This is a genomic window from Halarcobacter bivalviorum (assembly GCF_003346815.1).
GTDB lineage: Bacteria > Campylobacterota > Campylobacteria > Campylobacterales > Arcobacteraceae > Halarcobacter > Halarcobacter bivalviorum.
Genome location: NZ_CP031217.1, coordinates 1809533 through 1832411, shown reverse-complemented (window position 1 = coordinate 1832411; position 22879 = coordinate 1809533). Strand labels below are relative to the sequence as shown.

The following is a 22879-nucleotide window of genomic DNA, read 5'->3' as shown; positions in this document are numbered from 1 at the left end:
GTGGTAAAAAGTAGAAAAAATTGAAGTCCCTTTTCAAATGGGACATTTTAAAAGGAATATTATAAATGGCAAAAAATGATTTAATTAGTGGATCAATTTGGGATGAATACTCAAATCAAGTTATTAGAAGAATGGATAATCCAACTCACCAAGGTGAAATCACTGAAGAAAGAGCAAAAGAGTTAGGTGGAAAACTAATTATTGCTGATTTTGGTGCAGAATCATGTGGAGATGCAGTAAGACTTTACTGGTGTATTGAAGAAGAGACTAATAAAATTTTAGAATCAAAATTTAAATCTTTTGGATGTGGTACTGCAATTGCTTCAAGTGACGCTATGGCTGAATTATGTGAGGGTAAAACAGTTGATGAAGCTGTAAAAATTACTAATATTGATGTTGAAAAAGCATTAAGAGATCATCCAGATGTTCCTGCTGTACCACCTCAAAAAATGCACTGTTCAGTAATGGCTTATGATGTTATTAAAAAAGCTGCAGCTACATATAAAGGTGTAGATATGGAGTCTTTTGAAACTGAAGTTATTATTTGTGAGTGTGCAAGGGTAACATTAGGAACTATTCAAGAAGTTATTAGAATTAATGATTTAAAAACTGTTGAAGAGATTACTGATTATACAAAAGCAGGAGCATTTTGTAAATCATGTATTAAACCAGGTGGGCATGAAGAAAAAGATATCTATTTAGTAGATGTATTAAAAGATGTTAGAGCTGAAATGGAGCAAGAAAAATTAAAAGAGGCTGCTGATGCAAGTGCTGCAGGTAGTGCAACTTTTGACAAAATGACAATTGTTCAAAGAATTAAAACAATTGATGAAGTATTAGATGCTGATATTAGACCAATGTTAATGATGGATGGTGGAAACATGGAAATTATTGATATTAAAGAAAATATGCCATTTTATGATTTATATATTAGATATTTAGGTGCATGTTCAGGATGTGCTTCAGGTGATACTGGAACACTTTATGCAATTGAATCAGTACTTAAACAAAAAGTTGATGAAAATATTAGAGTTTTACCAATCTAATTAATTAATTTTACTTTAAAATAAAAGGTCTATGCTTTGCATAGGCCTTTTTTTATGACTATAAATACCATCATAATTTATAATTTGATATAATCCAATTTAATTAGCTAAAAAGTAGGAATGTTATAAATGTCAAATCAAAATAATCAAATACTTAAAAATACAAATGCTCAAATTTTAGATGAATTTAATGCTTCAATTATGTTTGATAAAGAGTTATATGCTCAAGATATAAAAGGAAGTATTGCTCACTCTGCAATGCTTTGTGAACAAGGTATTTTAACAAAAGATGAACAAGAAGCGATAGAAAAAGGTCTATTACAAGTAAAAAATGAGATTGAAAGTGGAGAGTTTAAATTCTCACTTGTTTATGAAGATATTCATATGGCGGTTGAGTCTAGACTTACTGAAATTATTGGAGAGCCAGGGAAAAGATTACATACAGCAAGAAGTCGAAATGACCAAGTTGCAACAGATTTTAGACTTTATGTCCAAGAAAAATCTCTTTCTATAAAATCACAATTAAAAGAGCTAGTAGAAACTTTTGTAAATGTTGCAAGTAAACATACAAAAACTTTAATTCCAGGTATGACACATTTACAACATGCTCAACCATTAAATTTTGGATATCATATGTTAGCTTATGCAAATATGTTTAAAAGAGATTATGAGAGATTTGAAAGTTCATATGAAAGAAATAATTATTCTCCTTTAGGAAGTGCAGCCTTAGCGGGAACTCCACATAATATTAATAGAGATTCTACTTGTGAAAAATTAGGATTCAAAGCTCCTACGGCACATGCAATGGATACAGTATCAGATAGAGATTTTGCTTTAGAAATTCTATTTAATATCTCAACAAGTATGATGCATATTTCAAGAATTGCAGAAGAACTTATTACTTGGTCTTCATATGAATTCCAATTTGTAAGAATGTCTGATGAATATGCAACAACTTCTTCAATTATGCCTCAAAAGAAAAACCCTGATGTACCAGAATTATTAAGAGGAAAAACAGGAAGAGTTTATGGAAATTTAATCTCTTTATTTACAGTAATGAAAGGATTACCTCTTGCATATAATAAAGATACACAAGAAGATAAAGAGGGAGTTTTTGATTCAGTTAAAACAATTGAAATCTCAATTTCTATTTTAAATGAAGTAATCAAAACAATGATTGTAAATGTAGACAAAATGGAATCAGCTTGTAAAATAGGACATTTAAGTGCTACTGATTTAGCTGACTTTTTAGTACAGAAAAAAGGTATGCCATTTAGAACAGCATATTATATTACAAAAGATGTAGTTACTTGTGCAAACTCTTTAAATAAAGATATTTCAGAACTTTCTATAGATGAAATTAGAAGTGCAAATGATGAGTTAAAAGAGATAGATGATGAAATAGTTATGTATTTAGATTTAAGAAACTCAATGAATGCAAGAACATCATTTGGTGGGACATCAACACAACAAACAGAGATTCAAATAGAGAATTTTAAAAAGTGGTTAGAGAATAACTAATAAAAAAGACTAAATTTAGTCTTTTTTATTTTAGTTTGCTAAATATTGTTTAGCTGCTTCATATAAAGCTTGGATATCAGTTTTCCCGATAAATCCATCAACTCCAATACTATGCATTTTATTTTTTACTGCATCTGTAGTCATAGATGAGTTTACTACAACTGGAATATGAGCATATTTACTACTTTGTTTTACAAATGATGCAACTTGGAAACCATCAGTTTCTGGCATCTCAATATCTGTAATAATTAGTGCAACACTTTCAGGATCAATCTCTTCTAATCTATCAAGTAATAATGCACCATTATTGTAAATTTCATAATTGATTCCAGCTTTTTTGAAGAATTTACTTAATACTTCTCTTGCAACACCTGAATCTTCAGCTGCTAATACAAGTTTATGGTTATTGAACTTAGATTCAACATATTTATTTAATGTATCTTCTCCATCATCTGTCCAACCTAAATCTTTTAATAATTGCTCAGCATTAAATACAGTACATAATTCATCTTTGTTATTTACTTTTACATAAGTAGTATATGTAACTTTAGAGTTAGTTTCTTCTGTATGTCTTAATTCATCTGTTGTTTTTTCAACTATATCAAGCATGTCTCTAATTAAAAAACCAACTTTTTTATGATTAAATTCACAATAAATAATTAGTTTATATTCTTCTTGTTTTAATTTTGGAATACCAAGCCATGCATCAAGATTAATTAAAGTTACAGGTTCCCCTCTAATAGTTGCAATTCCAGCAACAACAGCACTATCTGATGGAGTATCGTTTATAGTTACTTCTTCTGCAATAACAAATGCTTTAACTTTTGCAATATTAATTGCATAAATATTATTATGACCAGTATAGAAAACAGCTAATTGCTGTACATTTCTTAAATGACCTTGTGTCATTTGCTCGACACTATTAATACCACTCATGTATGCCCTTTTTGACTAATATACTAGATTATATACGTTTTTATCTTACAATAAACTTTAAAATATTACTAAAATATTACTTTACTTGTCTCTGCTTAGTAACTTATTTATGGTAATTGCAGCCATCATAAAGCCGAATGAACCAGTTACTGCTTCAAAGCTACCTTTTTCTATACAATTAGGATTTTCTCCTGAAAAAACAACTTTAAATTTCTTTTTAAAACCTCTTTGTTTAAGTTCAGTTCTAATTTTTCTAATAAAAGGGTCATTATATGTTTCCCAAATAGATTTGTATTCAATCTTACTTGGGTCTAATCTTTTAGCCCCTCCACTTGTACTTATTATTTTAGTAAAGTATCTTTGAATTAAGTGAACTTTTGGTGCAACATCATCAATTGCATCTAAAATATAATCATATGAAGAGAAATCAAAATTATCAATCCATTCAGGAGTTATTTTTGCATGAATGGCTTCAACTTTAGGATATCTCTCTTTTAAAGCCTCAACTTTTACTCTTCCTACATTTCCATGACTTCCTAATTGTCTATTCATATTAGATTCTTCATAAGTATCAAAATCAACTATTGTAATATTGGTTAATCCTGTATTGTAAAGTGAGTCTAAAGCAAAACTTCCAACTCCTCCTACACCTAATAAAATTACCTTTGCATTTTTTATTTTTTCAAAATTCTCTTCACCAAATAGTTTTATGGTTCTATCATACTCTTGCATATCTACTCTTTTATTAATTTTTCGATATTATATCAAATTAATACATAATGAAAATAAAACAATATATAGGAGGCTTATCGTGGATAAAGAGCCAATGACAAGAGTAGGATATACAAAGATTACTGGGGAATTAGAATTTTTAAAAAATAAAGAGAGACCTGAAACTGTAATTGCTCTTGATGAAGCAAGACAGCTAGGAGATTTAAAAGAGAATGCAGAATATCATGCAGCAAAAGATAAATTAGCTTTAATAGATGCTCAAATTGCAGAATTAGGGTCTATTATCTCAAAAGCAATTATTATTGACCCAGAGAGCTTACCCCATGATAGAATAAGTTTTGGTTCAACGGTAGAATTACTTGATTTAGATAAAGATGAAGAGTTTACATACTCTATTGTAGGTGGAGTAGAATCAAATGCAGAGAAAGGATTGATTTCATTTAATTCTCCTTTAGCAAAACAACTTTTAGGAAAAGAAGAGGGAGAAGAACTAACTGCTTCATTACCTGGAGGAGAGACTACTTTTGAAATTTTAAATGTATATTATAAGGAGTTAGAACTATAATGAATGTAGCAATTATAGGTGCAAGTGGTTATACAGGATTAGAGTTAATTAAGATTTTAATTAACCATCCTACTTTTAATATTTCATATATTGCAAATTCAACAGGGAATGAAAATGTTCAAGAACTTCATCCTTGTTTAAAAGATGTACTTGATGTAGAGGTTTCTAAAGCTGATGCTAAAGATGTGGCAAAAGTTGCACAATTGGCTTTTTTAGCTCTTCCTCATAAAACTTCAATGTCTTTTGCTAAAGAACTTTTAGAATTAGGAGTAAAAGTAGTTGATTTAAGTGCTGATTATAGATTAGAACTTGAAACTTATGAAAAACATTATTGTCCTCATGAAGATAAAGAACATATACAAGATTCAGTTTATGGTTTGCCTGAATATTATAAAAATGAAATTAAAGATTCAAAACTTATTGCGAATCCAGGGTGTTATCCTACGGCATCACTTTTAGCTCTTTTACCTTTTATTGATTATATTGATACAGATGCACAAATTTTTATTGATGCAAAGTCAGGGATGAGTGGAGCTGGAAAAGGATTAAAAGAGGTAACTCATTTTGGAAACTTAAATGAAAATTGTCACTCATATAGTCCTTTTAATCATAGACATATGCCAGAAATAGAAGAGAAAGTAAGACTTATAAAAGGGGCAAAATGTCAGATTAATTTTGTACCACATCTACTTCCTGTAACAAGAGGTATGTTAGTCTCTGTATTTGCTACTTTAAAAGAAGAAATAGATGCTAAAAAAGTATTGGAAGAAGCTTATAAAGACTCTTCATTTGTGAGAATTAGAAATAATCCAGTAGATTTAAAATCAACTGCAGGAACAAACTTTTGTGATATTTTTGTAGAAACAAATGGTAAAGCTCTTTTTATTAATTCGTCAATTGATAATTTACTTAGAGGTGCTTCATCTCAAGCAGTTGTAAATGCAAATATCATGTGTGGTTTAGAAGAAGATGAAGGAATACCTAAAATAGCTTATGTTCCATAATTTAGAAAATAATTCATTATTTATAGCTGACTCTCATTTTAATAAAAAAAATCAAGAGTTGTTAACTCTTTTAGAAAAAATAGTTAATAAAGAATTGACCCCATCACAACTTTTTTTGATGGGGGATATGATTGACTTTATTTCAGGAGAGAGTAAATACTTTATTAAAATTAATAAAAAAGTGATTGATTTGATAAATAAAATATCTCAAAATATTGAAGTATTTTATTTAGAAGGAAATCATGATTATAATCTACAAAAACTATTTCCTTTTGTAAAAGTTTATAAAAGAGAAATGCAACCTATCTTTTTTAAATATGAAGATAAAACTATAGCTTTAGCCCATGGAGATATCTTTACTCCTTGGCATTATAATCTTTATTGCAAGATTATTAGAAATAGACCTTTATTGCATTTTTTAAATCTAATTGATTTTAATAATTTTATTTCAAAAAAAATAGAAGAATCACTTCTTCAAAAAAATATCTGTTCTATGATTAGTGATTTTGATTTATTTGCAAAAAAGAGATTAAAAAATTATGATGCAAATATTATTATAGAAGGTCATTTTCATCAAGGAAAAATATTCAAAAGTGAAAAACAAAAATATGTAAATATCCCTTCTTTATGTTGTAGTAAGCAATATATGATTTTTAATGGAGAATTTCAAGGAGTTAATTTATGATTAATGAAAATACAATTATGACTTTTCTAATTGTAATTGCTGTAATTATTGTAGTTTTATTAGTGGTTATAATTATGCTAATAATGCAAAATAGTCCTAATCGAAATGGTAAAAAGAGTAAAAATAAAACTTCTTATCATAAAGTAAATATGCCTAGTGTTGCAGGACTTAATTTACCTTCTCAACTTGAAAAAATGTCAAAAGCTGAGGTATTAAATATTACAAAAAAAGTATATGAATCTTATAAAATTTTTGATTATCAAAAAATGGATATTTATGAATTAGATAAAAAAGAGTGGCATACTTGGCAAATCTCTTTTTTATTTATGATGTTTAAAAATAACCAAGAGTTTTTTATTCCTGAACAAAACAAAATTTTCCATCCTTTTTTAATAAAGGCTTCTGCAAATGATATGAAAAGTTTTTTAAGAGGTTTAATTAAAAAATATGAAAACCATGTAGATACAACTCAAACAAGAGATTCTTTATGTAAAGAGTATTTATGGTCAAATAAAGATATCTCAATACTATTTTATTTTTTAGCAAATTATAAAAACTATTAAAAGGATATATCATCACACAATTTAAAGTTAATAGTGAATATGAACCAGCAGGAGACCAACCTAAAGCAATTGAAGATATAAGTAACTCTATTTTATCTGGAAATAAATATACAACTTTAGAAGGAGTTACTGGTTCTGGTAAAACTTATACTATGGCTAAGGTTATAGAGAAAACACAAAAGCCAACACTTATTATGACTCATAATAAAACCTTAGCAGCCCAGCTTTATTCTGAATTTAGACAATTTTTTCCAAATAATCATGTGGAGTATTTTATATCTTATTATGATTATTATCAACCAGAAGCATATATACCTAGAACAGACCTTTTTATAGAAAAAGACTCTTCAATTAATAGTGAACTTGAAAGATTAAGACTTAGTGCTACTGCTTCTTTACTTAGTTTTGATGATGTAATTGTTATTGCTTCTGTTTCAGCTAACTATGGTTTAGGGAATCCCCATGAATATAAAGCAATGGTTCAAAGAATTGAAGTTGGTTTTGAATACTCTCAAAGAGAATTTTTACTTAAACTTGTAGAGATGGGATATAAAAGAAACGACTCTTTTTTTGATAGGGCTGATTTTAGAGTAAATGGGGATGTAATTGATATTTATCCTGCATATTTTGAAGATGAGTATATTCGTGTTGAATTTTTTGGAGATGAAGTTGAATCAATCACTAAACATGAATATTTAACAAATGAAAAAACAAAAGAGCTAGAAGAAGCAATTATCTATTCTGTTAACCCTTTCGTTGTTACAAGTGAGAATTTAGGAAAAGCTGTAAAACAGATTGAAGAAGAGTTAGATGAAAGACTTGACTATTTTACAAAAGAACAAAAGTTAGTAGAGTACCAAAGATTAAAACAAAGAGTTGAGTTTGATTTGGAGATGATTGAGGGAACTGGTATGTGTAAGGGTATTGAGAACTATGCCAGACATTTAACTGGACTAAAACCAGGAGAGACTCCTTACTCTTTAATGGATTATTTTGAACAAATAGGAAAAGATTTCTTACTAATTGTTGATGAATCTCATGTTTCACTTCCTCAATTTAGAGGGATGCATGCTGCGGATAGAAGTAGAAAAGAAGTACTTGTTGATTATGGCTTTAGATTACCAAGTGCTTTAGATAATAGACCTTTAAAATTTGATGAGTTTATAAATAAAGCTCCTTCTTATCTTTTTGTAAGTGCAACACCAGCAGATTTAGAGTTAGAAAAGAGTGAAGTAGTTGCTAAACAAATTATTCGTCCAACAGGACTTCTTGATCCAGTTATTCAAATTGAAGATAGTGAATACCAAGTAGAAAAACTTCATGATGAGATAAAAAAAATAGTTGCCAAAAATGAGAGAGTTTTAGTAACAGTTCTAACAAAAAAGATGGCAGAAGAACTTACTTCTTATTATTTAGATTTAGGAATTAAAGTTAAATATATGCACTCTGATATTGATGCAATTGAGAGAAATCAAATAATACGAGAGCTTAGAATGGGAGAGTTTGATGTTCTTGTTGGAATTAACTTACTTAGAGAGGGACTTGATATTCCAGAGACTTCTTTAGTTGCGATATTAGATGCAGATAAAGAAGGTTTTCTAAGAAGTAGAACTTCTTTAGTTCAAACTATGGGAAGAGCTGCAAGAAACCAAAATGGAAGAGTGATTTTATTTGCTAAAAAGATTACTGATTCAATGAAATATGCAATTGATTTAACAAATGAGAGAAGAGCTTTACAAGAGGCATTTAATAAAGAGCATGGAATAACTCCAAAAACAACTAAAAGAGCAATTGATGAAAATTTAAAACTTGAAGAGTATGATGATGTTGCGTGGAAAAAACAAAAGCTTGAAAAAATGCCAGCAGCAGAGAGAAAAAAGATATTAATTGAGTTAAATAAGAAGATGCAAAAAGCAGCAAAAGATTTAAACTTTGAAGAAGCAATTAGACTTCGAGATGAGATTGAAAAACTAAAGAAGGCTTAAAATGAATATTGGAATTTACATTTACGATAATGCTGAAGTTTTAGATTTTTCTGGACCCTATGAAGTCTTTTCAGTAGCTAATAGATTTTTAAAAGAGAAACATAATCTATTTTTTATTTCTGAAAAAGATGAAGTAGTAAAAGCAAGAGGTGAGTATAAAGTATTAAGTGATTATACAATTAAGTCTCATCCTAAGCTTGATGTTTTAATTGTTGTAGGTGGTGTTCATACTGCTGAACTTGAAAAACAAAATGTAATTGATTGGATTTTTCAACAAACAAAAACAGCAAAACTTATTGCTTCTGTATGTACAGGTATTTTTTTATTAGCAAAAGCAAAAGTAGTGATAAATCATAGTGTAACTACTCACTGGGAAGATATTGAAGATTTAAAAAATAGTTTTCCAGCTTTAAAAGTAAAAGAGAATATAAGATGGGTTGATGAAGGAGATATTGTAAGTTCAGCTGGAATCTCAGCTGGAATTGATATGAGTTTACATCTTGTTTCAAAACTTTATAATGAAAAATTAGCCCTAAAAACAGCAAAACAGATGCAATTTGATTGGAAAAAAAACTAGAAGGAAAAGGCTTTGGCAAACTTAAAAAAAGCAACTAAAGAAGAGATACAAATAATAAAAGAGGCTTTTGCTGAAAAATATGCAGGTGCTGTAACAGAGTTAGAGTATAAAAATGATTATGAATTATTAATTGCAATTATCCTTTCTGCTCAATGTACAGATAAAAGAGTAAATATTATAACACCTGCACTTTTTGAAAAATATCCTGATGTTTTTTCTCTTGCTGAGGCTTCTTTAGATGATGTAAAAGAGTTACTTAAAACTTGTTCATTTTTTAATAATAAAGCAAAAAATATTATAAAAATGGCTCAAAGTGTTATTGAAAACTATGGAGGAGATATCCCTCACAATCAAAAAGAGCTTATCAAACTAGCAGGTGTTGGAAATAAAACTGCAAATGTATTTATGATTGAATTTGAGGGGGCAAATTTAATGGCTGTAGATACTCATGTATTTAGAGTTTCTCATAGACTTGGACTTTCATATGAAAAAACAGTTGAAAAAACAGAAGCAGAATTAGTAAAAAAATTAAAAGATGATTTACATATTTTTCATCAAGCAATGGTTCTTTTTGGAAGATATACTTGTAAAGCTTTAAACCCAGATTGTAATTCATGTCTTTTCCCTCATGTATGTAAAACAACAAAATCTTTTAAACCTCAATAATAAAAGAAAAAATTAGTTTTAAAATTTTATTTACAACTTTTATTATAATTGTTATTATTAATTAATTCCAAAAAAGGAGTTAATTATGAAAACAAGTACAAAAATAGATTCAATTAGATTAGCTCACCATTTTAAAAAAGATACAATAAATCTTTTTTATGTGGAAAAACCATATGGGGAATATAGTGACCCTGTAGTAAAAATAGAAATTTTAGAAAATGACAAACTTACAGGTCAATTAGAAATTCCTTTTGAAAATATTGATAACCTCATTGAGAGTTTACAAAAAGTTAGAGAAAAATATGAAAATGATAATGCTTTAGATATTCATGAAGAACTCTCTGCAAATATTGGAGGAGGGCAATAATCTATTTTAAGTTTTTTAAAATAGATTATTTTTTGAAGTTTATTGTTTTGTACACTTTTCTTCTAGTTTTTCAAAGTTTTCAAAAATGAACTCATCTTCTATTTTTTTAACTTTTACATTTTTAGAACTACAAATATATTCTTCATTATTTTTTACTACAATATAATCAAAGTTATAAATAAAATTAGTTTTTGAACTAACCATTTTATTATTTAATCTTTCATATGAAAATTTTTCAATTTTTGCATTATATACTTTCTCATATTTTGTTTTAAAGATTTGTGGTACTTTTTGCTCTTGATTTTCAAACAAATAATATACTAAACTAGAACCTAAAACTAAAATAGCAATTAAAATCATAAACTCTTTAGTCTCAAATTTATTGTTAATCTTATATATTGTAAAAGCAATTAAAATAATAAATAAAATAGCTATCAACATTATTTGCATATTAGTTTCCTTTTAATCTTTTTTTGAATTCTTCTTTACTCAAATATTTATTTGATTGAGGAAGTTTTTTTGTAGATTTATCAAGAGAACTTGAAACAGGTTTAATTGCTTTATATTGCTTATTTGTTGATATATCTTTTATTAAACCATCTTTTAAATTATCTAAAATAGTCATTACTGTTTTTAGATTTTTTTCCTCTACCTCAAGTGTAATTTTTGCCATTAAAATTCCTTTGGTGAAGTATATCATAAATAAAAATAAAAAATATTTTAATACAAAGCTTAATAATATATAAATTTTAACAATTAATTAACAGTTGAATATTAAAATTAACAAAAAAATCAAGGATGATTATGAAAAAGATTATTTCTTTATCAATGGCTTGTACTTTGTCTCTTTTAGCAAATGAAACAGTTGATTTACCAACTATTGAAGTTTCTGAAAAGATAAATAAAAAAGTTGTAAAAAATATAAGTAAAGAGGAGATTAAATCAGCAGATTTAGCTGAAACACTAACAAAAAAAGTTCCTTCTATCTCTTTAGTTAGAAGAAGTGGAATTGCAAATGATATTATCTTAAGAGGTGCAAAAAAAGATAATATAAATATCTTAATAGATGAAAGTAAAATTTATGGAGCTTGCCCTAATAGAATGGATCCTGCAACTTCTCATGTATTAACAAATAACATTGAAACGGTAGAGGTTATTGAAGGTCCTTATGATGTTGAAAATTTTGGTACTTTAAGTGGTTTAGTAAAAGTAAAAACTAAAAAACCAACAGAAGAGTTATCAGGAGAGGTAAATCTTAACTTTGGAAGCTATGGATATAAAAAAGGTTCATTTTCTGTAAGTGGTGGAAATGAGCATATAAAACTATTATTATCAGCTTCAAAAGAAGAATCTGACCAGTATGAAGATGGTGATGGAAATGATTTTTTAGAACAACAAATTGAAAAAGATGTACCTTATGCAAATAGATATAAAAGCAATGGACTTGAAGCTTATGAGAAAGAGACTATTCTTACAAAAGCAATTTTTAATATTGATGATTCTTCAGAAGTAACTTTATCATATACAGCAAATAGAAGTGATAATGTTTTATATCCAAATACACCAATGGATGCCGATTATGATGACTCAGATATTTATACTTTTGATTATACAAAAAGAAACTTAGGAGATTTTTCAAAAGAGTTAAATTTAGAGTATTATTATTCAAAAGTAGACCACCCAATGAGTACTGCATTAAGAAATAGAACAGCTGGCATGATGCCTCCTATGGCTATAATGACAAATCATATGAAATCATCAATTTGGGGAACTAAACTTAAAAATAAACTTGATTTTGCAAATGGAGAGTTAACTGTAGGACTTGATACAAGTACAAGAAACTGGAGAGGTAGAATGTATAACTCTATTGGAACAGTTGATAGTACTTCATTAACTTCAACGGATACAAGAAATATTGCATTGTTTTCTTTATATAAAAAATCATTTGGTGCTTTAGACTTAGAAGTGGGAGCAAGATATGATGATACTAATATTGATGCAACAGATTCAAGTAAAACTGATAAAAACTATAATCAATTAAATGGACATGTTTTCTCTATTTATAATATAGATAAAGATACTAAAATTTTTGCAGGTGTAGGTAAATCTTCAAGAGTACCAGACGCAAGAGAATTATATTATGGTGCAACAAATAATGATTTAAATGCAACTAAAAACTATGAAGTTGATTTAGGTTTTGAAAAAACTATTGGGGATTTCAATATAAAGACAAAACTATTTTATTCAAGACTTGATGATTATATTTATAATACAGGAGTATTTGAAAATATTGATGCAAAAGTTTATGGTACAAGTGTTAGTGGTTTTTATTTAATAAATGATGATTTTACTCTTGATTATGGTTTAGCTTATCAAAGAGGGAAAAAAGATGGAAATTATGAAGATAAAGATTTAGCAGAGATTCCACCTTTAAAAATGAATTTGGCTTTAGTTTATGAAAGAGATACTTCGAAATTTACAACTGAAGTTGTAGCAGTAGATGATTGGAATAACTATGATAGTACTGCAAAAGAACAAGAGTTATCAGGATATGCTGTATTAAATATGAAATATGATAATCAATTCCATAAAAATTTTAATATCACTTTAGGAGTTGATAATCTATTTGATAAAACTTATGCTTCAACAAATACTTATCAAGATGTAAGATATGTTGAAACAGGAGGAGATAGAGTATTATTAAATGACCCAGGAAGATATTTTTACGTTAATTTAAAATATAGTTTCTAAAAATTGACTAAGAAGTTTTTTCTTCTTAGTCAAAATCCATTCTAACTTGAGTTTGTCCTGTTGTACAAAACTCTTCATCTATTTTTCTAGCAATAGCTCCAAAATCGACACCTTGAATCTCTTTAAAAGATTTCATAATCTGTTTTTTACCATTTACTAGCTCTTTTGATTTAATTCCATGAGAGATAGATAGACTTGCTTCAACAAAAGCAGATAATTTATCACATTGTTTTAAAGCAACACCATCAATTGCATTGTATTTATCCATATTATATTTTGAAATATCATTTACTAATTTTATCTCGCCATCTTCATAAATTCTATTTTCAAATTCATCTTTATGGTTTTCAAACATACCTAATAAATAACAAAATTCATCATGAATAGAGTCTGGAATATTTGGTAAAATTGCATCATTTATTTTTTTGATTTCATATTCAGCAATAATATCTGATAAATCATCTACTGAATATTTTACAGGTGTTATAATATCTCTTGTAAGAGCTTCTGGTAAATCATGGAATAGTGAAACAAAGAAGTTGTTTTCTAATCTTTTTTCACAAGCATTTACTTTTATAGAATAAAAATAAGAGAAAATTGCAACTGTAAGCATATGCCCTAAAACAGAAGTTTCTGGTACTCTTGGTGTTTGTGCCCATCTTTTTTGGAATCTTAATCTTCCACTTAAATCAACAATTTTTGCTAATTTTTTATTTAGTGCAATCTTTCTAACACCAATTAATTCATAATAATCTTCAATCTCTTCATCTACACTTTTTTTAACATCTTCAATATCAGAAAGGAAAGCTGAAGTTTGATATACAATAGAAAACTCCCATCTAGTAGCAAGATAAGAGGCTGCTTTTAAAATAAATCTCTCTTTTTTATAGATATTTGGATTGTTTAAATACTCTTCAAACTTTTGTAAAAAGATACCATTATCAATCTCTTCTAATGAGTCTTTTAAATTTGCAATAACCCAAGAGTTTATCTCTTTGGCTCTTTTTTGTAAAGCATTTCTAAAAACATCAGGTCTAATATCAGTAACTACAACTCTTCTTAAGAACTCAAAAACACCAGCTTCTATTAGATGAGTATAGTTTATATCTTTTTCAAGTTTTGCTATAAAATAAGCAATAATAAATTTATGAGCTTGTTTATCAAGTTCAACTAACTCAACCATTCTTGGGTAGTCATTCCAGCGTTGAATAGAAGCAGAAGAAAAGATATAATCTATTATTTTGGGATTAATCATTTATCATCCTTTTTCTCTTTTGAGTCATCGGTAAAGAAAATCATTTTTTTACCTAATAACATTAAAGCAACAACTGTTAAAACTACTAAATATGCAACCCAATCTTCTCTCATTTTAACTCTTTTTTTTGCTATCGATTATCACATAATAATGATAAATAGGTGCTTAGAAATTATTTTTTTAATTTTTGACGCAAAATTAAAAATTAGGTGTATAATTCCGCAAAATTAATCTAAGGATAAATAATAAATGTCAACTTTGACAATAAACAATTATACGCTTAAACATTTTGATTTAAGAGCAAAAGAGGAAATGCAAAACTATTTAAAACAAGTAAATGTAAACCTAAGTGATTATACATTTTCTGGTAATTATGTTTGGTTATCAACAGCAACAGGTTTTTATGCTATTGTAAATGATACTTTTTGTCTTTTTATTTTAAACTCAGGTGAGATGTCAATGCTTCTTCCTCCTTTAGGGAAAAAGAAGAATACATATAAAGCGATATTAGAGTGCTTTGAAATTATGAATACACATAATAGTAATAGAAACTACTCTAAAATAGAGTATGTACATGAAAATATTCTTGAAGGTTTTGTTGATTATTTAGAAGAGGGTACTTTAATTTATGAAATGTTAAAAGACTTTATTATTGAAAAAAAGCTTGTTGATTATATCTATAAAGTAGAGGATTTAATTGATTTAAAAGGGGATGCTTATAAATCAAAAAGAAATGAGATTAATAAGTTTAAAAAGATATATCCAAATCATAGGTTAGAGATTCTTGATAAAGAAAAACATGGAGCAGATATTTTAAATCTTTTTAATAAATGGGTAAAAGATAGAACAACTTATATGCCAAAAGAAGAGGTTGAAGTATTTTTAGATGGTATCTATTTTGAAAGATTTGCAATTAAAAGATTAATAAATGATTATAATAATTTAGATTTAATTGGTTTAGTAATTTATATTGATGATGAGATAAAAGGTTTCACTGTAGGTGAAAATATAAATGAAGATACAGCTAGTGTAATCATTGAAAAAACAGATTTTGAGATTTTAGGTTGTGCACAATTTATATTTAGAGAGTTTACAAAACTTTTAAAAGATAAATATTTAGTTGAGTATATAAATGTTGGCGATGATATGGGATTTGAAAACTTAAAAAAAGTAAAAATGTCATATAGACCAAATATGTTAATTCCAAAATATACAATTTATCAAAAATGAAAATAAGTAGAGCTAGTAAAGAGGATATAAAAAGACTTTTTGAGATTGAAAATAGTCTCTTTAAAGATGATATTTTTGCTTTAAAACTTAGTTCTTTTTATTATCATATAAAAAGTAGTATTATCTATAAAGTAAAAATAGGCGAAACCGTAGGCTATATCCTTTGGTTAAAAAGGAAAAACTTTTTTCGTCTATATTCTTTAGCTATTTTGGATAAATATCAAGGTTTAGGTTTAGCTAGTTCTTTAATTGAATATAGTTTAAAAAATTTAGAGAAAAAGCCTTTACAGCTTGAAGTTAGAATTTCAAATAAAAAAGCAATAATGCTTTATAAAAAGTTTGGTTTTAAAGAAGTGAAGATTTTAAAAGAGTATTATAAAGATGAAGATGGAGTATTAATGAGGCTTGAAAGATAAACTTTCAAGTCTCTTATACTCTACAAGAACCAAATAAAGCGTTGATTTTTTCAACTCTTCCTTCATGTCTTCCACCTTCAAAAGAAGAAGAATCCCATGCATCAATGATAGCTTCAATCATTCCATATCCAGAAACTCTCTCCCCTAAACAAATTACATTTGCATCATTGTGTTCTCTTGCCATTTTTGCAGAATATTCATTGTGACAAAGTGCAGCTCTAATTCCATCAAATTTATTAGCTGCCATAGACATTCCAATACCAGAACCACAAATTAAAATTCCTTTGCTTCCTTCATTTGCTAATACTTCTTTACATAATTTAGCTGCAAAATCTGGATAATCAACTCTATCTTTTGTATTTGGTCCTAAATCGATTACCTCGTGACCTTTCTTTTCAAAAAGTTCTTTTACAAAAGCTTTAAAATCAATACCAGCATGGTCTGCTGCAATAAAGTATTTCATTTTAGTATATTCCTTTTTCATGATTTATTTCTATGTCTTTACCTTGCATATCTTCTTCTAAAGATTCAACAGTTCTAAATACTCTTTCCCATCTAACTTCTTTGTTCTCATCCCATGAGAAATAGATAAACCAAGGTTTTCCTACAATATATTTATAATTTACAGTTCCCCAGAATCTTGAATCATTTGAGTGGTCTCTATTATCACCCATCATAAAATATTCATCTTCTGGTATTTTAATAGGCATCATATCAAATAATTGATAAGGCTGTAAACCATCTCTTTTTACACTTGGGTCATTGTGAATACCAGGATGTTCATCTCTATATGGATTTACCACAAAAAGTTTTCCACCTGTTTCAATAATCTTCTCTTTAGGATAGTTTGCTCTTACGAACTCATTTCCCTCTTTTGGATGTAAGAATAGATGTTTCTCTTTTAATGCAACAATATCTCCTGGAAGTGCAACTGCTCTTTTTACATAGTGAATATTGTCATTATTTGGATATCTAAATACTACAATATCTCCTCTTTTTGGTCTAGGGCCATCTATTAAATGTCCATTTCCTTTAAAGTCAGGTAATACTTGTAGTTCTATCCATGGAATTCTAGGAACTGGAATACCATACGAAAACTTTTTAACAAAAAGCATATCTCCAATAAGAAGGGTATTTTTCATACTTCCACTTGGAATTACAAATGCTTGTGCAACAAAAAATATAATTGTTAATACAATTACAATTGTACCAGTCCATGAAGAGGACCAGTTATATAATTTTCTAAGCATTATTTACTTTCTCTTTTATCTCTTAAATATGCTGCTTTAAGAGTGTTTTTTAATAACATACCAATTGTCATTGGACCAACTCCACCTGGTACAGGAGTCAAAAATGAACATTTAGTTTTACAATCTTCAAAATCTGCATCCCCAGTTAACTTTCCAGTATCAAGTCTATTAATACCTACATCAATAACTACAGCACCTTCTTTTAACATATCACCTTTTAATAAGTGAGGAACTCCAACTGCAATTACAACAATATCAGCAGCTTTTGTGTGAGAAGCTAAATCTTTTGTTCTTGAGTTACAAACTGTTACTGTTGCTTTAGCATTAATTAAAAGTGATGCCATTGGTTTTCCAACAATATCAGATGAACCAATTACAACAACATTTTTCCCGCTTAATCCAATATTGTACTCTTCAAACATTCTCATTACACCAAATGGTGTAGCTGGTAGAAATGCATCTAAGTTAGATACCATTCTTCCTACATTATATGGGTGAAATCCATCAACATCTTTTAAAGGGTTAATAGCTTCTAAAACAGTAGTTGTATCTATATGTTTTGGTAATGGTAATTGAACTAAGATACCATCAAGTTTTGGGTCATTGTTCATCTTTTCAATTAACTCTAATAACTCTTCTTGTGTTGTAGAAGAATCTTTTGTATGAACTTCTGAATAAATACCTGCAGCTTCACATGATTTGTGTTTACTATTTACATAAGTTGCACTTGCTGCATCATCACCAACAAGAACTACAGCTAGTCCTGGAGTGATATTTTTTTCATTTTTAAGTTTTTCAACTTCAACTCTTACTTCTTCTTTAATCTTATCTGATAATGCTTTTCCATCTAGTAATGTCATTAGGTTCTAGCCTCATATCTATTTAATTTTAAGCTAGTATAATATCCAAAACTTTTTTAATATCGAATTACATAATAAAGGCTTATATTGAAGTTTATATCTTTTATTTTACTTATAGTAAGTGCTCTTTTTTCAAATCCCATTGATAACTCATTTATTACTAAGTTTGAGTATGGAGCAATGTTATATGAAAACCCAAGGGGAGTAGGGTGTATAAAATGTCATGAAAAAGGTAATAAACCAGTAGTTATTGCTAAATATAAAGAGATAGATAAAAAAACAAAAAAATTAGTAGAGAAAAAAATTATTGCTCCTGCCATAAATAATGTATCTTTTGAAGTTTTTTTAGATAAATTGAGATCAGATAAAACAGAGTCAAAAGTTATGCCTACATATTTTATGACAAATGAAGAATTAAAGTCATTATATTACTATATTAAGAATATAAAATAGGGCTTAAACAAATCTTAATAAAAATTTAAGTAAAATACGCGTTCAATTTTAAAACAAAGGAAAGTTATGTTAGAGGGTATCGCAAGAGATAGTATGACAAAACAAGCAACTAAAACTTTAAGAAGAGATGGTTACTTAATTGCTAACATTTATGGTAAAGGTTTAGAAAACGTTAATGCAGCATTCAAAAAGAATGATTTCATTAAATATTTAAGAAACAAAACAACTATCGCATTTGATGTAAATGTAGATGGAAATGTATTAAAAGTAGTTGTACAAGAATATCAAAAATGTCCAATCACTTCTGATTTATTACATGTTGATTTAATGGTTGCACAACCAGGTGTTAAGGCTACTTATAAAGTTCCTGTAACTGTTGAAGGTACACCAAAAGGTCTTAAAAATAAAGGTCTTTTTGTATTCCACAAGAAAAGAGTTCCAGTTAAATGTACATTTGAAAACTTACCAGAGTCTTTCCATTTACAAATTTCTGACTTAGATACTGGTGACAATATCTTAGTAAGAAACTTAGTATTACCAGAAGGTGTACAATGTTTCTTAGATCCAAGAGTACCAGTTGTAGGTGTAATTAAAGCTAAGTAATTTTAGGTTTACAATGCACTTAATTGTAGGTCTTGGAAATATTGGTGAAAAATACCAATTAACTAGACATAATGTAGGTTTTTTAGTTATCGATGAGATGACTAAAGGCTTACAGTCTTCTTCAAATATAAACAAATCAAACTTTAAAGCAGATCTTTTAAAATCTGGCTATAACTTATTTGCTAAACCAACTACATATATGAATAATTCTGGACAAGCTGTTGTCTCTATAAAAGATTATTATAAAATTGATATTGAAGATATTATTGTGATTCATGATGATTTAGATTTACCTTTTGGAACTGTTAAGTTTAAAATAGGTGGAGGACATGGTGGTCATAATGGTTTAAGATCAATTGATTCTCATATTGGTAAAGAGTATATTCGTGTGAGAATAGGTATTGGTAAACCAGCAGATAAAGCTGATGTTGCAAATTATGTATTATCAAACTTCTCAAAAGAGGAATTAAATAAATTAGAAGGTATAATCACTCATACTATTAAAGCAATTGAAGCACTTAAAAGTGAACCAATTGACGAAGTAAAATCAAAATTTACATTGAAATAATAATATGAGCATAATAACAAAATACATTCTAAAAAAATATCTAATTAATTTTATAATTGTACTAATGTCATTACAACTTTTTTTCGTTGGGATGGATTATTTACAAAATTCAAAAGATTTACCAAACTCTGCAAATTTACAACTTTTATATCTTATGTATAATAGTTTTTTTACTTTAACATTAACATTACCATTATCTTTAGTATTCGCTTGGATAGTTACTTTAGTGATTTTTGTAAGAAATAATGAGCTGGTTGCATTTTCTTCTTTAGGTGCAAGAAGAATAAATATTTATTTTCCTGCAGTAATTAGTTCTTTTTTATTACTAACTGTTTTAATAGGTATTCAAACAACACCACTTGCTTACTCTTATGAACAAAAAAAGAAAATACTTGATGGAAACTATTTTTCTAATACAAAAAGTGATATCTTTTTAAAATATGATAATAATTTTATCTATTTTAAAAAGCTTCATCCTTTAAGAAAAGAAGCAGAAGATATACATATTTATAAAGTTGAAGATAGAGATTTAGTTGAGACTATTATTGCTAAAAAAGCCTATTTTCAAAATAATAAATGGTATGTAGTTGATGCAAAAATAGTTAAAAAACCAAAAGAGATGAACTTTGAAACATCTAGACTTGAAGTACGATATGAGAAGTTTTTAAACACTTTAGAGGGCTTTAAACCAAAAATCTTAGATAATGTATACGAAGAGAAATCTAGTTTTTCTATTTTAGATGCAATTTCTGCATTATCTTTACTTGAAAAGCAAGGTGTAAATACAGATAAAATTCGTGCAGCTATTTATTATGAAATATTTATTCCTTTTTTCATACTGCCTTTAATTATGATTATCTTTATTTTTACTTCTTTAAATAGAAGATTTTTTAATATGGGTAGTTACACTTCTTTAACAATTTTTGGAACACTTGTTGTTTGGGGAGTTTTCTTTATGTTATATAAATTCTCTAATAGTGGAGTGATAAAACCAGAACTTTCTTTATTATTACCTCTATTTGTATGGTTTAGTATTACATATCTTATTTATAGAAAGAGAAAGAAATATGAGTAAAGTAAAAGCCTATGGAATTTTATTATATAAAATAGAAAAAAATAGCATTAAAATTTTACTTTGTAAATCAGTTAAAAGTTTAGATAGATGGGGTTGTTTAAAAGGTGTTATTCTTAAGAGCGAGAATGCCAAAGAGTGTGCAAAAAGAGAGTTTAAAGAAGAGTGTGGAATTAATGTTCAAACTTATCTTTTTGAAAAATATTTTTCTCAGGAAAATGAAGAAAAAGATATTGGTATTTGGATAGTAAATGCAAAAAAAATTGAGAATATAGATTCTTATTTCACAAAAGATAAACTTCAAGAAAACTATCTATCTTGGGAAAATTCAAAGGTTAAATTTTTTGATATTGATGATTTACCAAAAATAAAACATAAACAAGTTCATCTTATTGCAAAAATCAAGGATTTTTTAAAAAATATGAATCAATCCCATTAGCAATGCCTTCTGCTAAAGCCTTTTGATATTTTGAATTATATAGTCTTTTAGATTCTTTAGGATGAGTTATATATCCTAATTCTATTAGAACTGATGGCATTTGAGCTCCAACTAAAACCCAAAATGGTCCTTCTCTTACCCCTCCATCAATTACATCTTTATGAATTTTTCTTGTACTAAAAAGCATGTTTCTTTGAATATCAATTGATAGTTTATGAGAAGCAGTAATTCTTGGTCTATTAAGTGATTCTAAGAAAGCTTTTTTTGTTGAGCCACTCATATTTCTTACATCAGAACTATTCTCTTTTGCTGCAACTCTTTTAGCTCTTTCACTTCTTGCTGGACTTAAGAAGAAAGTTTCTATACCGTTTAGTTTGTTTACTTTTGATTTGTGAGCAGCATTAGCATGCACTGAAACAAAGATATCTGCTTTTTTTTCATTTGCTAAGATAGTTCTATTTCTCACTTTTATAAATCTATCTTTATTTCTAGTTAGATAGACTTTATATCCTCTTTTTTTCAAATAAGACTCAAGATATTTTGTCACTTCAAATACAACTATTTTTTCATATCTTTTATTAGGGCCAACTGCTCCTACATCTTTACCACCATGTCCAGCATCAATAACAACTACTTTATTAAGCCCTGGTCTATATTGAACTTTTTTTGCTTTTTTAACTATTTTATTTGTAGTTGTTTTATTCTCTTTTTCTACATCTAATACTTTTAAGATAAGTCTTTTATTATTTACAAAAAAGTATATAGTTTTTAGATTTTTATTATCTTCAAAAAGTATTCTTAGTGTAGTAGGTGTTTCTTGTTTTATTACTATTTGTTTTACACCATCAATTTTTAATTTTGTGGGATGTGCATCTTTAAAACTTCCTTTTATATCATATATATCTTGGAAGCCAGATTTAGCTTTTTCTTCTGAAAATTTTATAAAGTTTTTTGAAACAGGAGATTTAAAATCAATAATAACCATGTTATTTCTTGATTCTACAGATTTTATTGTATATTTGTAATTATCAGTATCTTCTTTTATTTTTTTAGAGATTTTAGCTTTTTCTATTTTTTTAGGTTCTTCAATTTTAATTGGTTCAATTTTGATATGTTTTTTATTTTCTTTATTATATTTATTTAATTCAGATTCATATTTTGAAATATTTTTATTTAGTTTTTTCCCAGTAGAAATAAGTATTTTTAAGTTATCAATTTCTTTGGCTTTATCATTGTTCAGAACAGCCTTTAGGTATTCCATTCTTGCATTATTATAATCATCAAGAGTATTTGCAAGAACAGAAAAGTTTGTTAATAGTATAAATAGAGTTAGAA

Annotated in this window: 27 protein-coding genes; 18 read left to right on the top strand and 9 right to left on the bottom strand. The window is 27.6% G+C overall.

Going from position 1 to position 22879, the window contains the following annotated elements; all coding sequences use genetic code 11:
• The first annotated feature begins 65 nt into the window (after positions 1-65).
• Positions 66-1046: an iron-sulfur cluster assembly scaffold protein gene (locus ABIV_RS09345; protein WP_114839629.1), complete on the top strand. Its 981-nt coding sequence runs from the start codon at positions 66-68 to the stop codon at positions 1044-1046.
• Positions 1047-1175: 129 nt separating this feature from the next.
• Positions 1176-2567, top strand: a complete 1392-nt coding sequence (gene argH, locus ABIV_RS09340) for an argininosuccinate lyase (RefSeq protein WP_114839628.1) — start codon at positions 1176-1178, stop codon at positions 2565-2567.
• Positions 2568-2597: 30 nt separating this feature from the next.
• Here argH and ABIV_RS09335 read toward each other — a convergent pair whose 3' ends face one another.
• Complete coding sequence (locus ABIV_RS09335; RefSeq protein ID WP_114839627.1) at positions 2598-3503, bottom strand: chemotaxis protein CheV; 906 nt, start codon at positions 3501-3503, stop codon at positions 2598-2600.
• Between the two features lie 81 nt (positions 3504-3584).
• Positions 3585-4235: a tRNA threonylcarbamoyladenosine dehydratase gene (locus ABIV_RS09330; RefSeq protein WP_114839626.1), complete on the bottom strand. Its 651-nt coding sequence runs from the start codon at positions 4233-4235 to the stop codon at positions 3585-3587.
• 79 nt (positions 4236-4314) lie between these two features.
• On the opposite strand from ABIV_RS09330, the gene greA reads away from it, so the two are divergent.
• From greA to ABIV_RS09290, 8 genes are all read left to right on the top strand, one after another.
• Entirely contained in the window at positions 4315-4800 is a 486-nt protein-coding gene (gene greA / locus ABIV_RS09325; protein WP_114839625.1) for a transcription elongation factor GreA, read from the top strand.
• A complete protein-coding gene (gene argC / locus ABIV_RS09320; protein ID WP_114839624.1) occupies positions 4800-5804 on the top strand; it encodes an N-acetyl-gamma-glutamyl-phosphate reductase in 1005 nt (334 codons plus the stop codon). The genes greA and argC overlap by 1 nt, the downstream gene beginning before the upstream one ends.
• Complete coding sequence (locus ABIV_RS09315) at positions 5794-6489, top strand: UDP-2,3-diacylglucosamine diphosphatase (protein ID WP_114839623.1); 696 nt, start codon at positions 5794-5796, stop codon at positions 6487-6489. Before argC ends, ABIV_RS09315 begins: the two co-directional genes overlap by 11 nt.
• Complete coding sequence (locus tag ABIV_RS09310) at positions 6486-7052, top strand: hypothetical protein (protein WP_114839622.1); 567 nt, start codon at positions 6486-6488, stop codon at positions 7050-7052. The genes ABIV_RS09315 and ABIV_RS09310 overlap by 4 nt, the downstream gene beginning before the upstream one ends.
• 11 nt (positions 7053-7063) lie before the next feature.
• Positions 7064-9037, top strand: coding sequence for an excinuclease ABC subunit UvrB (gene uvrB, locus ABIV_RS09305; RefSeq protein ID WP_114839621.1), 1974 nt, complete (start codon positions 7064-7066; stop codon positions 9035-9037).
• A gap of 1 nt (position 9038) precedes the next feature.
• Positions 9039-9614 (top strand): DJ-1/PfpI family protein, encoded by a 576-nt coding sequence (locus tag ABIV_RS09300; protein ID WP_114839620.1) that lies wholly within the window; start codon positions 9039-9041, stop codon positions 9612-9614.
• 12 nt (positions 9615-9626) lie between these two features.
• Entirely contained in the window at positions 9627-10280 is a 654-nt protein-coding gene (gene nth / locus ABIV_RS09295; RefSeq protein ID WP_114839619.1) for an endonuclease III, read from the top strand.
• Positions 10281-10365: 85 nt separating this feature from the next.
• Entirely contained in the window at positions 10366-10647 is a 282-nt protein-coding gene (locus tag ABIV_RS09290) for a hypothetical protein (protein WP_114839618.1), read from the top strand.
• A 39-nt stretch (positions 10648-10686) separates the two neighbouring features.
• Here the strand turns inward: ABIV_RS09290 and ABIV_RS09285 are convergent, their stop codons facing one another.
• Positions 10687-11097 carry a hypothetical protein gene (locus tag ABIV_RS09285; RefSeq protein ID WP_114839617.1) on the bottom strand — a complete coding sequence of 137 codons (411 nt, stop codon included), beginning with the start codon at positions 11095-11097 and terminating at the stop codon, positions 10687-10689.
• A gap of 1 nt (position 11098) precedes the next feature.
• Positions 11099-11320 carry a hypothetical protein gene (locus ABIV_RS09280; protein ID WP_114839616.1) on the bottom strand — a complete coding sequence of 74 codons (222 nt, stop codon included), beginning with the start codon at positions 11318-11320 and terminating at the stop codon, positions 11099-11101.
• 131 nt (positions 11321-11451) lie between these two features.
• On the opposite strand from ABIV_RS09280, the gene ABIV_RS09275 reads away from it, so the two are divergent.
• Positions 11452-13398, top strand: a complete 1947-nt coding sequence (locus ABIV_RS09275) for a TonB-dependent receptor plug domain-containing protein (protein WP_114839615.1) — start codon at positions 11452-11454, stop codon at positions 13396-13398.
• 25 nt (positions 13399-13423) lie between these two features.
• Here the strand turns inward: ABIV_RS09275 and ABIV_RS09270 are convergent, their stop codons facing one another.
• Entirely contained in the window at positions 13424-14653 is a 1230-nt protein-coding gene (locus tag ABIV_RS09270; RefSeq protein ID WP_114839614.1) for an HD domain-containing protein, read from the bottom strand.
• 249 nt (positions 14654-14902) lie between these two features.
• On the opposite strand from ABIV_RS09270, the gene ABIV_RS09265 reads away from it, so the two are divergent.
• Both ABIV_RS09265 and ABIV_RS09260 read left to right on the top strand, forming a co-directional pair.
• Positions 14903-15883, top strand: coding sequence for a DUF2156 domain-containing protein (locus ABIV_RS09265; RefSeq protein ID WP_114839613.1), 981 nt, complete (start codon positions 14903-14905; stop codon positions 15881-15883).
• Positions 15880-16299 carry a GNAT family N-acetyltransferase gene (locus ABIV_RS09260; protein ID WP_114839612.1) on the top strand — a complete coding sequence of 140 codons (420 nt, stop codon included), beginning with the start codon at positions 15880-15882 and terminating at the stop codon, positions 16297-16299. The genes ABIV_RS09265 and ABIV_RS09260 overlap by 4 nt, the downstream gene beginning before the upstream one ends.
• A 13-nt stretch (positions 16300-16312) precedes the next feature.
• Here ABIV_RS09260 and rpiB read toward each other — a convergent pair whose 3' ends face one another.
• From rpiB to folD, 3 genes are read right to left on the bottom strand one after another with little or no spacing between them, the layout of a single operon-like run.
• Positions 16313-16762, bottom strand: coding sequence for a ribose 5-phosphate isomerase B (rpiB, locus tag ABIV_RS09255; protein WP_114839611.1), 450 nt, complete (start codon positions 16760-16762; stop codon positions 16313-16315).
• Between the two features lies 1 nt (position 16763).
• Positions 16764-17549, bottom strand: coding sequence for a signal peptidase I (gene lepB, locus ABIV_RS09250; protein WP_114839610.1), 786 nt, complete (start codon positions 17547-17549; stop codon positions 16764-16766).
• Positions 17549-18409, bottom strand: a complete 861-nt coding sequence (gene folD / locus ABIV_RS09245) for a bifunctional methylenetetrahydrofolate dehydrogenase/methenyltetrahydrofolate cyclohydrolase FolD (RefSeq protein ID WP_114839609.1) — start codon at positions 18407-18409, stop codon at positions 17549-17551. Before folD ends, lepB begins: the two co-directional genes overlap by 1 nt.
• A gap of 87 nt (positions 18410-18496) precedes the next feature.
• Between folD and ABIV_RS09240 the strand changes: the two genes are divergently transcribed.
• The 5 genes from ABIV_RS09240 to ABIV_RS09220 all read left to right on the top strand — a co-directional run bounded on the left by ABIV_RS09240 (position 18497) and on the right by ABIV_RS09220 (position 21544).
• On the top strand, positions 18497-18862 hold the full coding sequence (locus ABIV_RS09240) for a c-type cytochrome (protein ID WP_228254285.1): 366 nt from the start codon (positions 18497-18499) through the stop codon (positions 18860-18862).
• 66 nt (positions 18863-18928) lie between these two features.
• A complete protein-coding gene (locus tag ABIV_RS09235) occupies positions 18929-19465 on the top strand; it encodes a 50S ribosomal protein L25/general stress protein Ctc (protein WP_114839608.1) in 537 nt (178 codons plus the stop codon).
• 13 nt (positions 19466-19478) lie between these two features.
• Positions 19479-20033: an aminoacyl-tRNA hydrolase gene (gene pth, locus ABIV_RS09230; protein WP_114839607.1), complete on the top strand. Its 555-nt coding sequence runs from the start codon at positions 19479-19481 to the stop codon at positions 20031-20033.
• A 4-nt stretch (positions 20034-20037) separates the two neighbouring features.
• The gene (locus tag ABIV_RS09225) at positions 20038-21108 is read left to right on the top strand and encodes an LptF/LptG family permease (RefSeq protein ID WP_114839606.1); all 1071 of its coding nucleotides are present in this window, start codon (positions 20038-20040) and stop codon (positions 21106-21108) included.
• A complete protein-coding gene (locus tag ABIV_RS09220) occupies positions 21101-21544 on the top strand; it encodes an NUDIX domain-containing protein (protein ID WP_114839605.1) in 444 nt (147 codons plus the stop codon). The genes ABIV_RS09225 and ABIV_RS09220 overlap by 8 nt, the downstream gene beginning before the upstream one ends.
• On the opposite strand, the gene ABIV_RS09215 is transcribed toward ABIV_RS09220, so the two are convergent.
• The gene (locus ABIV_RS09215) at positions 21507-22805 is read right to left on the bottom strand and encodes an N-acetylmuramoyl-L-alanine amidase (RefSeq protein ID WP_114839604.1); all 1299 of its coding nucleotides are present in this window, start codon (positions 22803-22805) and stop codon (positions 21507-21509) included. The two genes, ABIV_RS09220 and ABIV_RS09215, sit on opposite strands and share 38 nt — an antisense overlap.
• Between the last annotated feature and the right edge of the window lie 74 nt (positions 22806-22879).

What these genes read in the sequence shown, in the direction of transcription:
- ABIV_RS09345 (WP_114839629.1), top strand. Translation starts at nt 66, where the DNA reads ATGGCAAAAAATGATTTAATTAGTGGATCAATTTGGGATGAATACTCA.
- argH (WP_114839628.1), top strand. Translation starts at nt 1,176, where the DNA reads ATGTCAAATCAAAATAATCAAATACTTAAAAATACAAATGCTCAAATT.
- ABIV_RS09335 (WP_114839627.1), bottom strand. Translation starts at nt 3,503, where the DNA reads ATGAGTGGTATTAATAGTGTCGAGCAAATGACACAAGGTCATTTAAGA.
- ABIV_RS09330 (WP_114839626.1), bottom strand. Translation starts at nt 4,235, where the DNA reads ATGCAAGAGTATGATAGAACCATAAAACTATTTGGTGAAGAGAATTTT.
- argC (WP_114839624.1), top strand. Translation starts at nt 4,800, where the DNA reads ATGAATGTAGCAATTATAGGTGCAAGTGGTTATACAGGATTAGAGTTA.
- ABIV_RS09315 (WP_114839623.1), top strand. Translation starts at nt 5,794, where the DNA reads ATGTTCCATAATTTAGAAAATAATTCATTATTTATAGCTGACTCTCAT.
- ABIV_RS09310 (WP_114839622.1), top strand. Translation starts at nt 6,486, where the DNA reads ATGATTAATGAAAATACAATTATGACTTTTCTAATTGTAATTGCTGTA.
- ABIV_RS09300 (WP_114839620.1), top strand. Translation starts at nt 9,039, where the DNA reads ATGAATATTGGAATTTACATTTACGATAATGCTGAAGTTTTAGATTTT.
- ABIV_RS09290 (WP_114839618.1), top strand. Translation starts at nt 10,366, where the DNA reads ATGAAAACAAGTACAAAAATAGATTCAATTAGATTAGCTCACCATTTT.
- ABIV_RS09285 (WP_114839617.1), bottom strand. Translation starts at nt 11,097, where the DNA reads ATGCAAATAATGTTGATAGCTATTTTATTTATTATTTTAATTGCTTTT.
- ABIV_RS09280 (WP_114839616.1), bottom strand. Translation starts at nt 11,320, where the DNA reads ATGGCAAAAATTACACTTGAGGTAGAGGAAAAAAATCTAAAAACAGTA.
- ABIV_RS09275 (WP_114839615.1), top strand. Translation starts at nt 11,452, where the DNA reads ATGAAAAAGATTATTTCTTTATCAATGGCTTGTACTTTGTCTCTTTTA.
- ABIV_RS09270 (WP_114839614.1), bottom strand. Translation starts at nt 14,653, where the DNA reads ATGATTAATCCCAAAATAATAGATTATATCTTTTCTTCTGCTTCTATT.
- ABIV_RS09265 (WP_114839613.1), top strand. Translation starts at nt 14,903, where the DNA reads ATGTCAACTTTGACAATAAACAATTATACGCTTAAACATTTTGATTTA.
- ABIV_RS09260 (WP_114839612.1), top strand. Translation starts at nt 15,880, where the DNA reads ATGAAAATAAGTAGAGCTAGTAAAGAGGATATAAAAAGACTTTTTGAG.
- rpiB (WP_114839611.1), bottom strand. Translation starts at nt 16,762, where the DNA reads ATGAAATACTTTATTGCAGCAGACCATGCTGGTATTGATTTTAAAGCT.
- lepB (WP_114839610.1), bottom strand. Translation starts at nt 17,549, where the DNA reads ATGCTTAGAAAATTATATAACTGGTCCTCTTCATGGACTGGTACAATT.
- folD (WP_114839609.1), bottom strand. Translation starts at nt 18,409, where the DNA reads ATGACATTACTAGATGGAAAAGCATTATCAGATAAGATTAAAGAAGAA.
- ABIV_RS09235 (WP_114839608.1), top strand. Translation starts at nt 18,929, where the DNA reads ATGTTAGAGGGTATCGCAAGAGATAGTATGACAAAACAAGCAACTAAA.
- pth (WP_114839607.1), top strand. Translation starts at nt 19,479, where the DNA reads ATGCACTTAATTGTAGGTCTTGGAAATATTGGTGAAAAATACCAATTA.
- ABIV_RS09225 (WP_114839606.1), top strand. Translation starts at nt 20,038, where the DNA reads ATGAGCATAATAACAAAATACATTCTAAAAAAATATCTAATTAATTTT.
- ABIV_RS09220 (WP_114839605.1), top strand. Translation starts at nt 21,101, where the DNA reads ATGAGTAAAGTAAAAGCCTATGGAATTTTATTATATAAAATAGAAAAA.
- ABIV_RS09215 (WP_114839604.1), bottom strand. Translation starts at nt 22,805, where the DNA reads ATGGAATACCTAAAGGCTGTTCTGAACAATGATAAAGCCAAAGAAATT.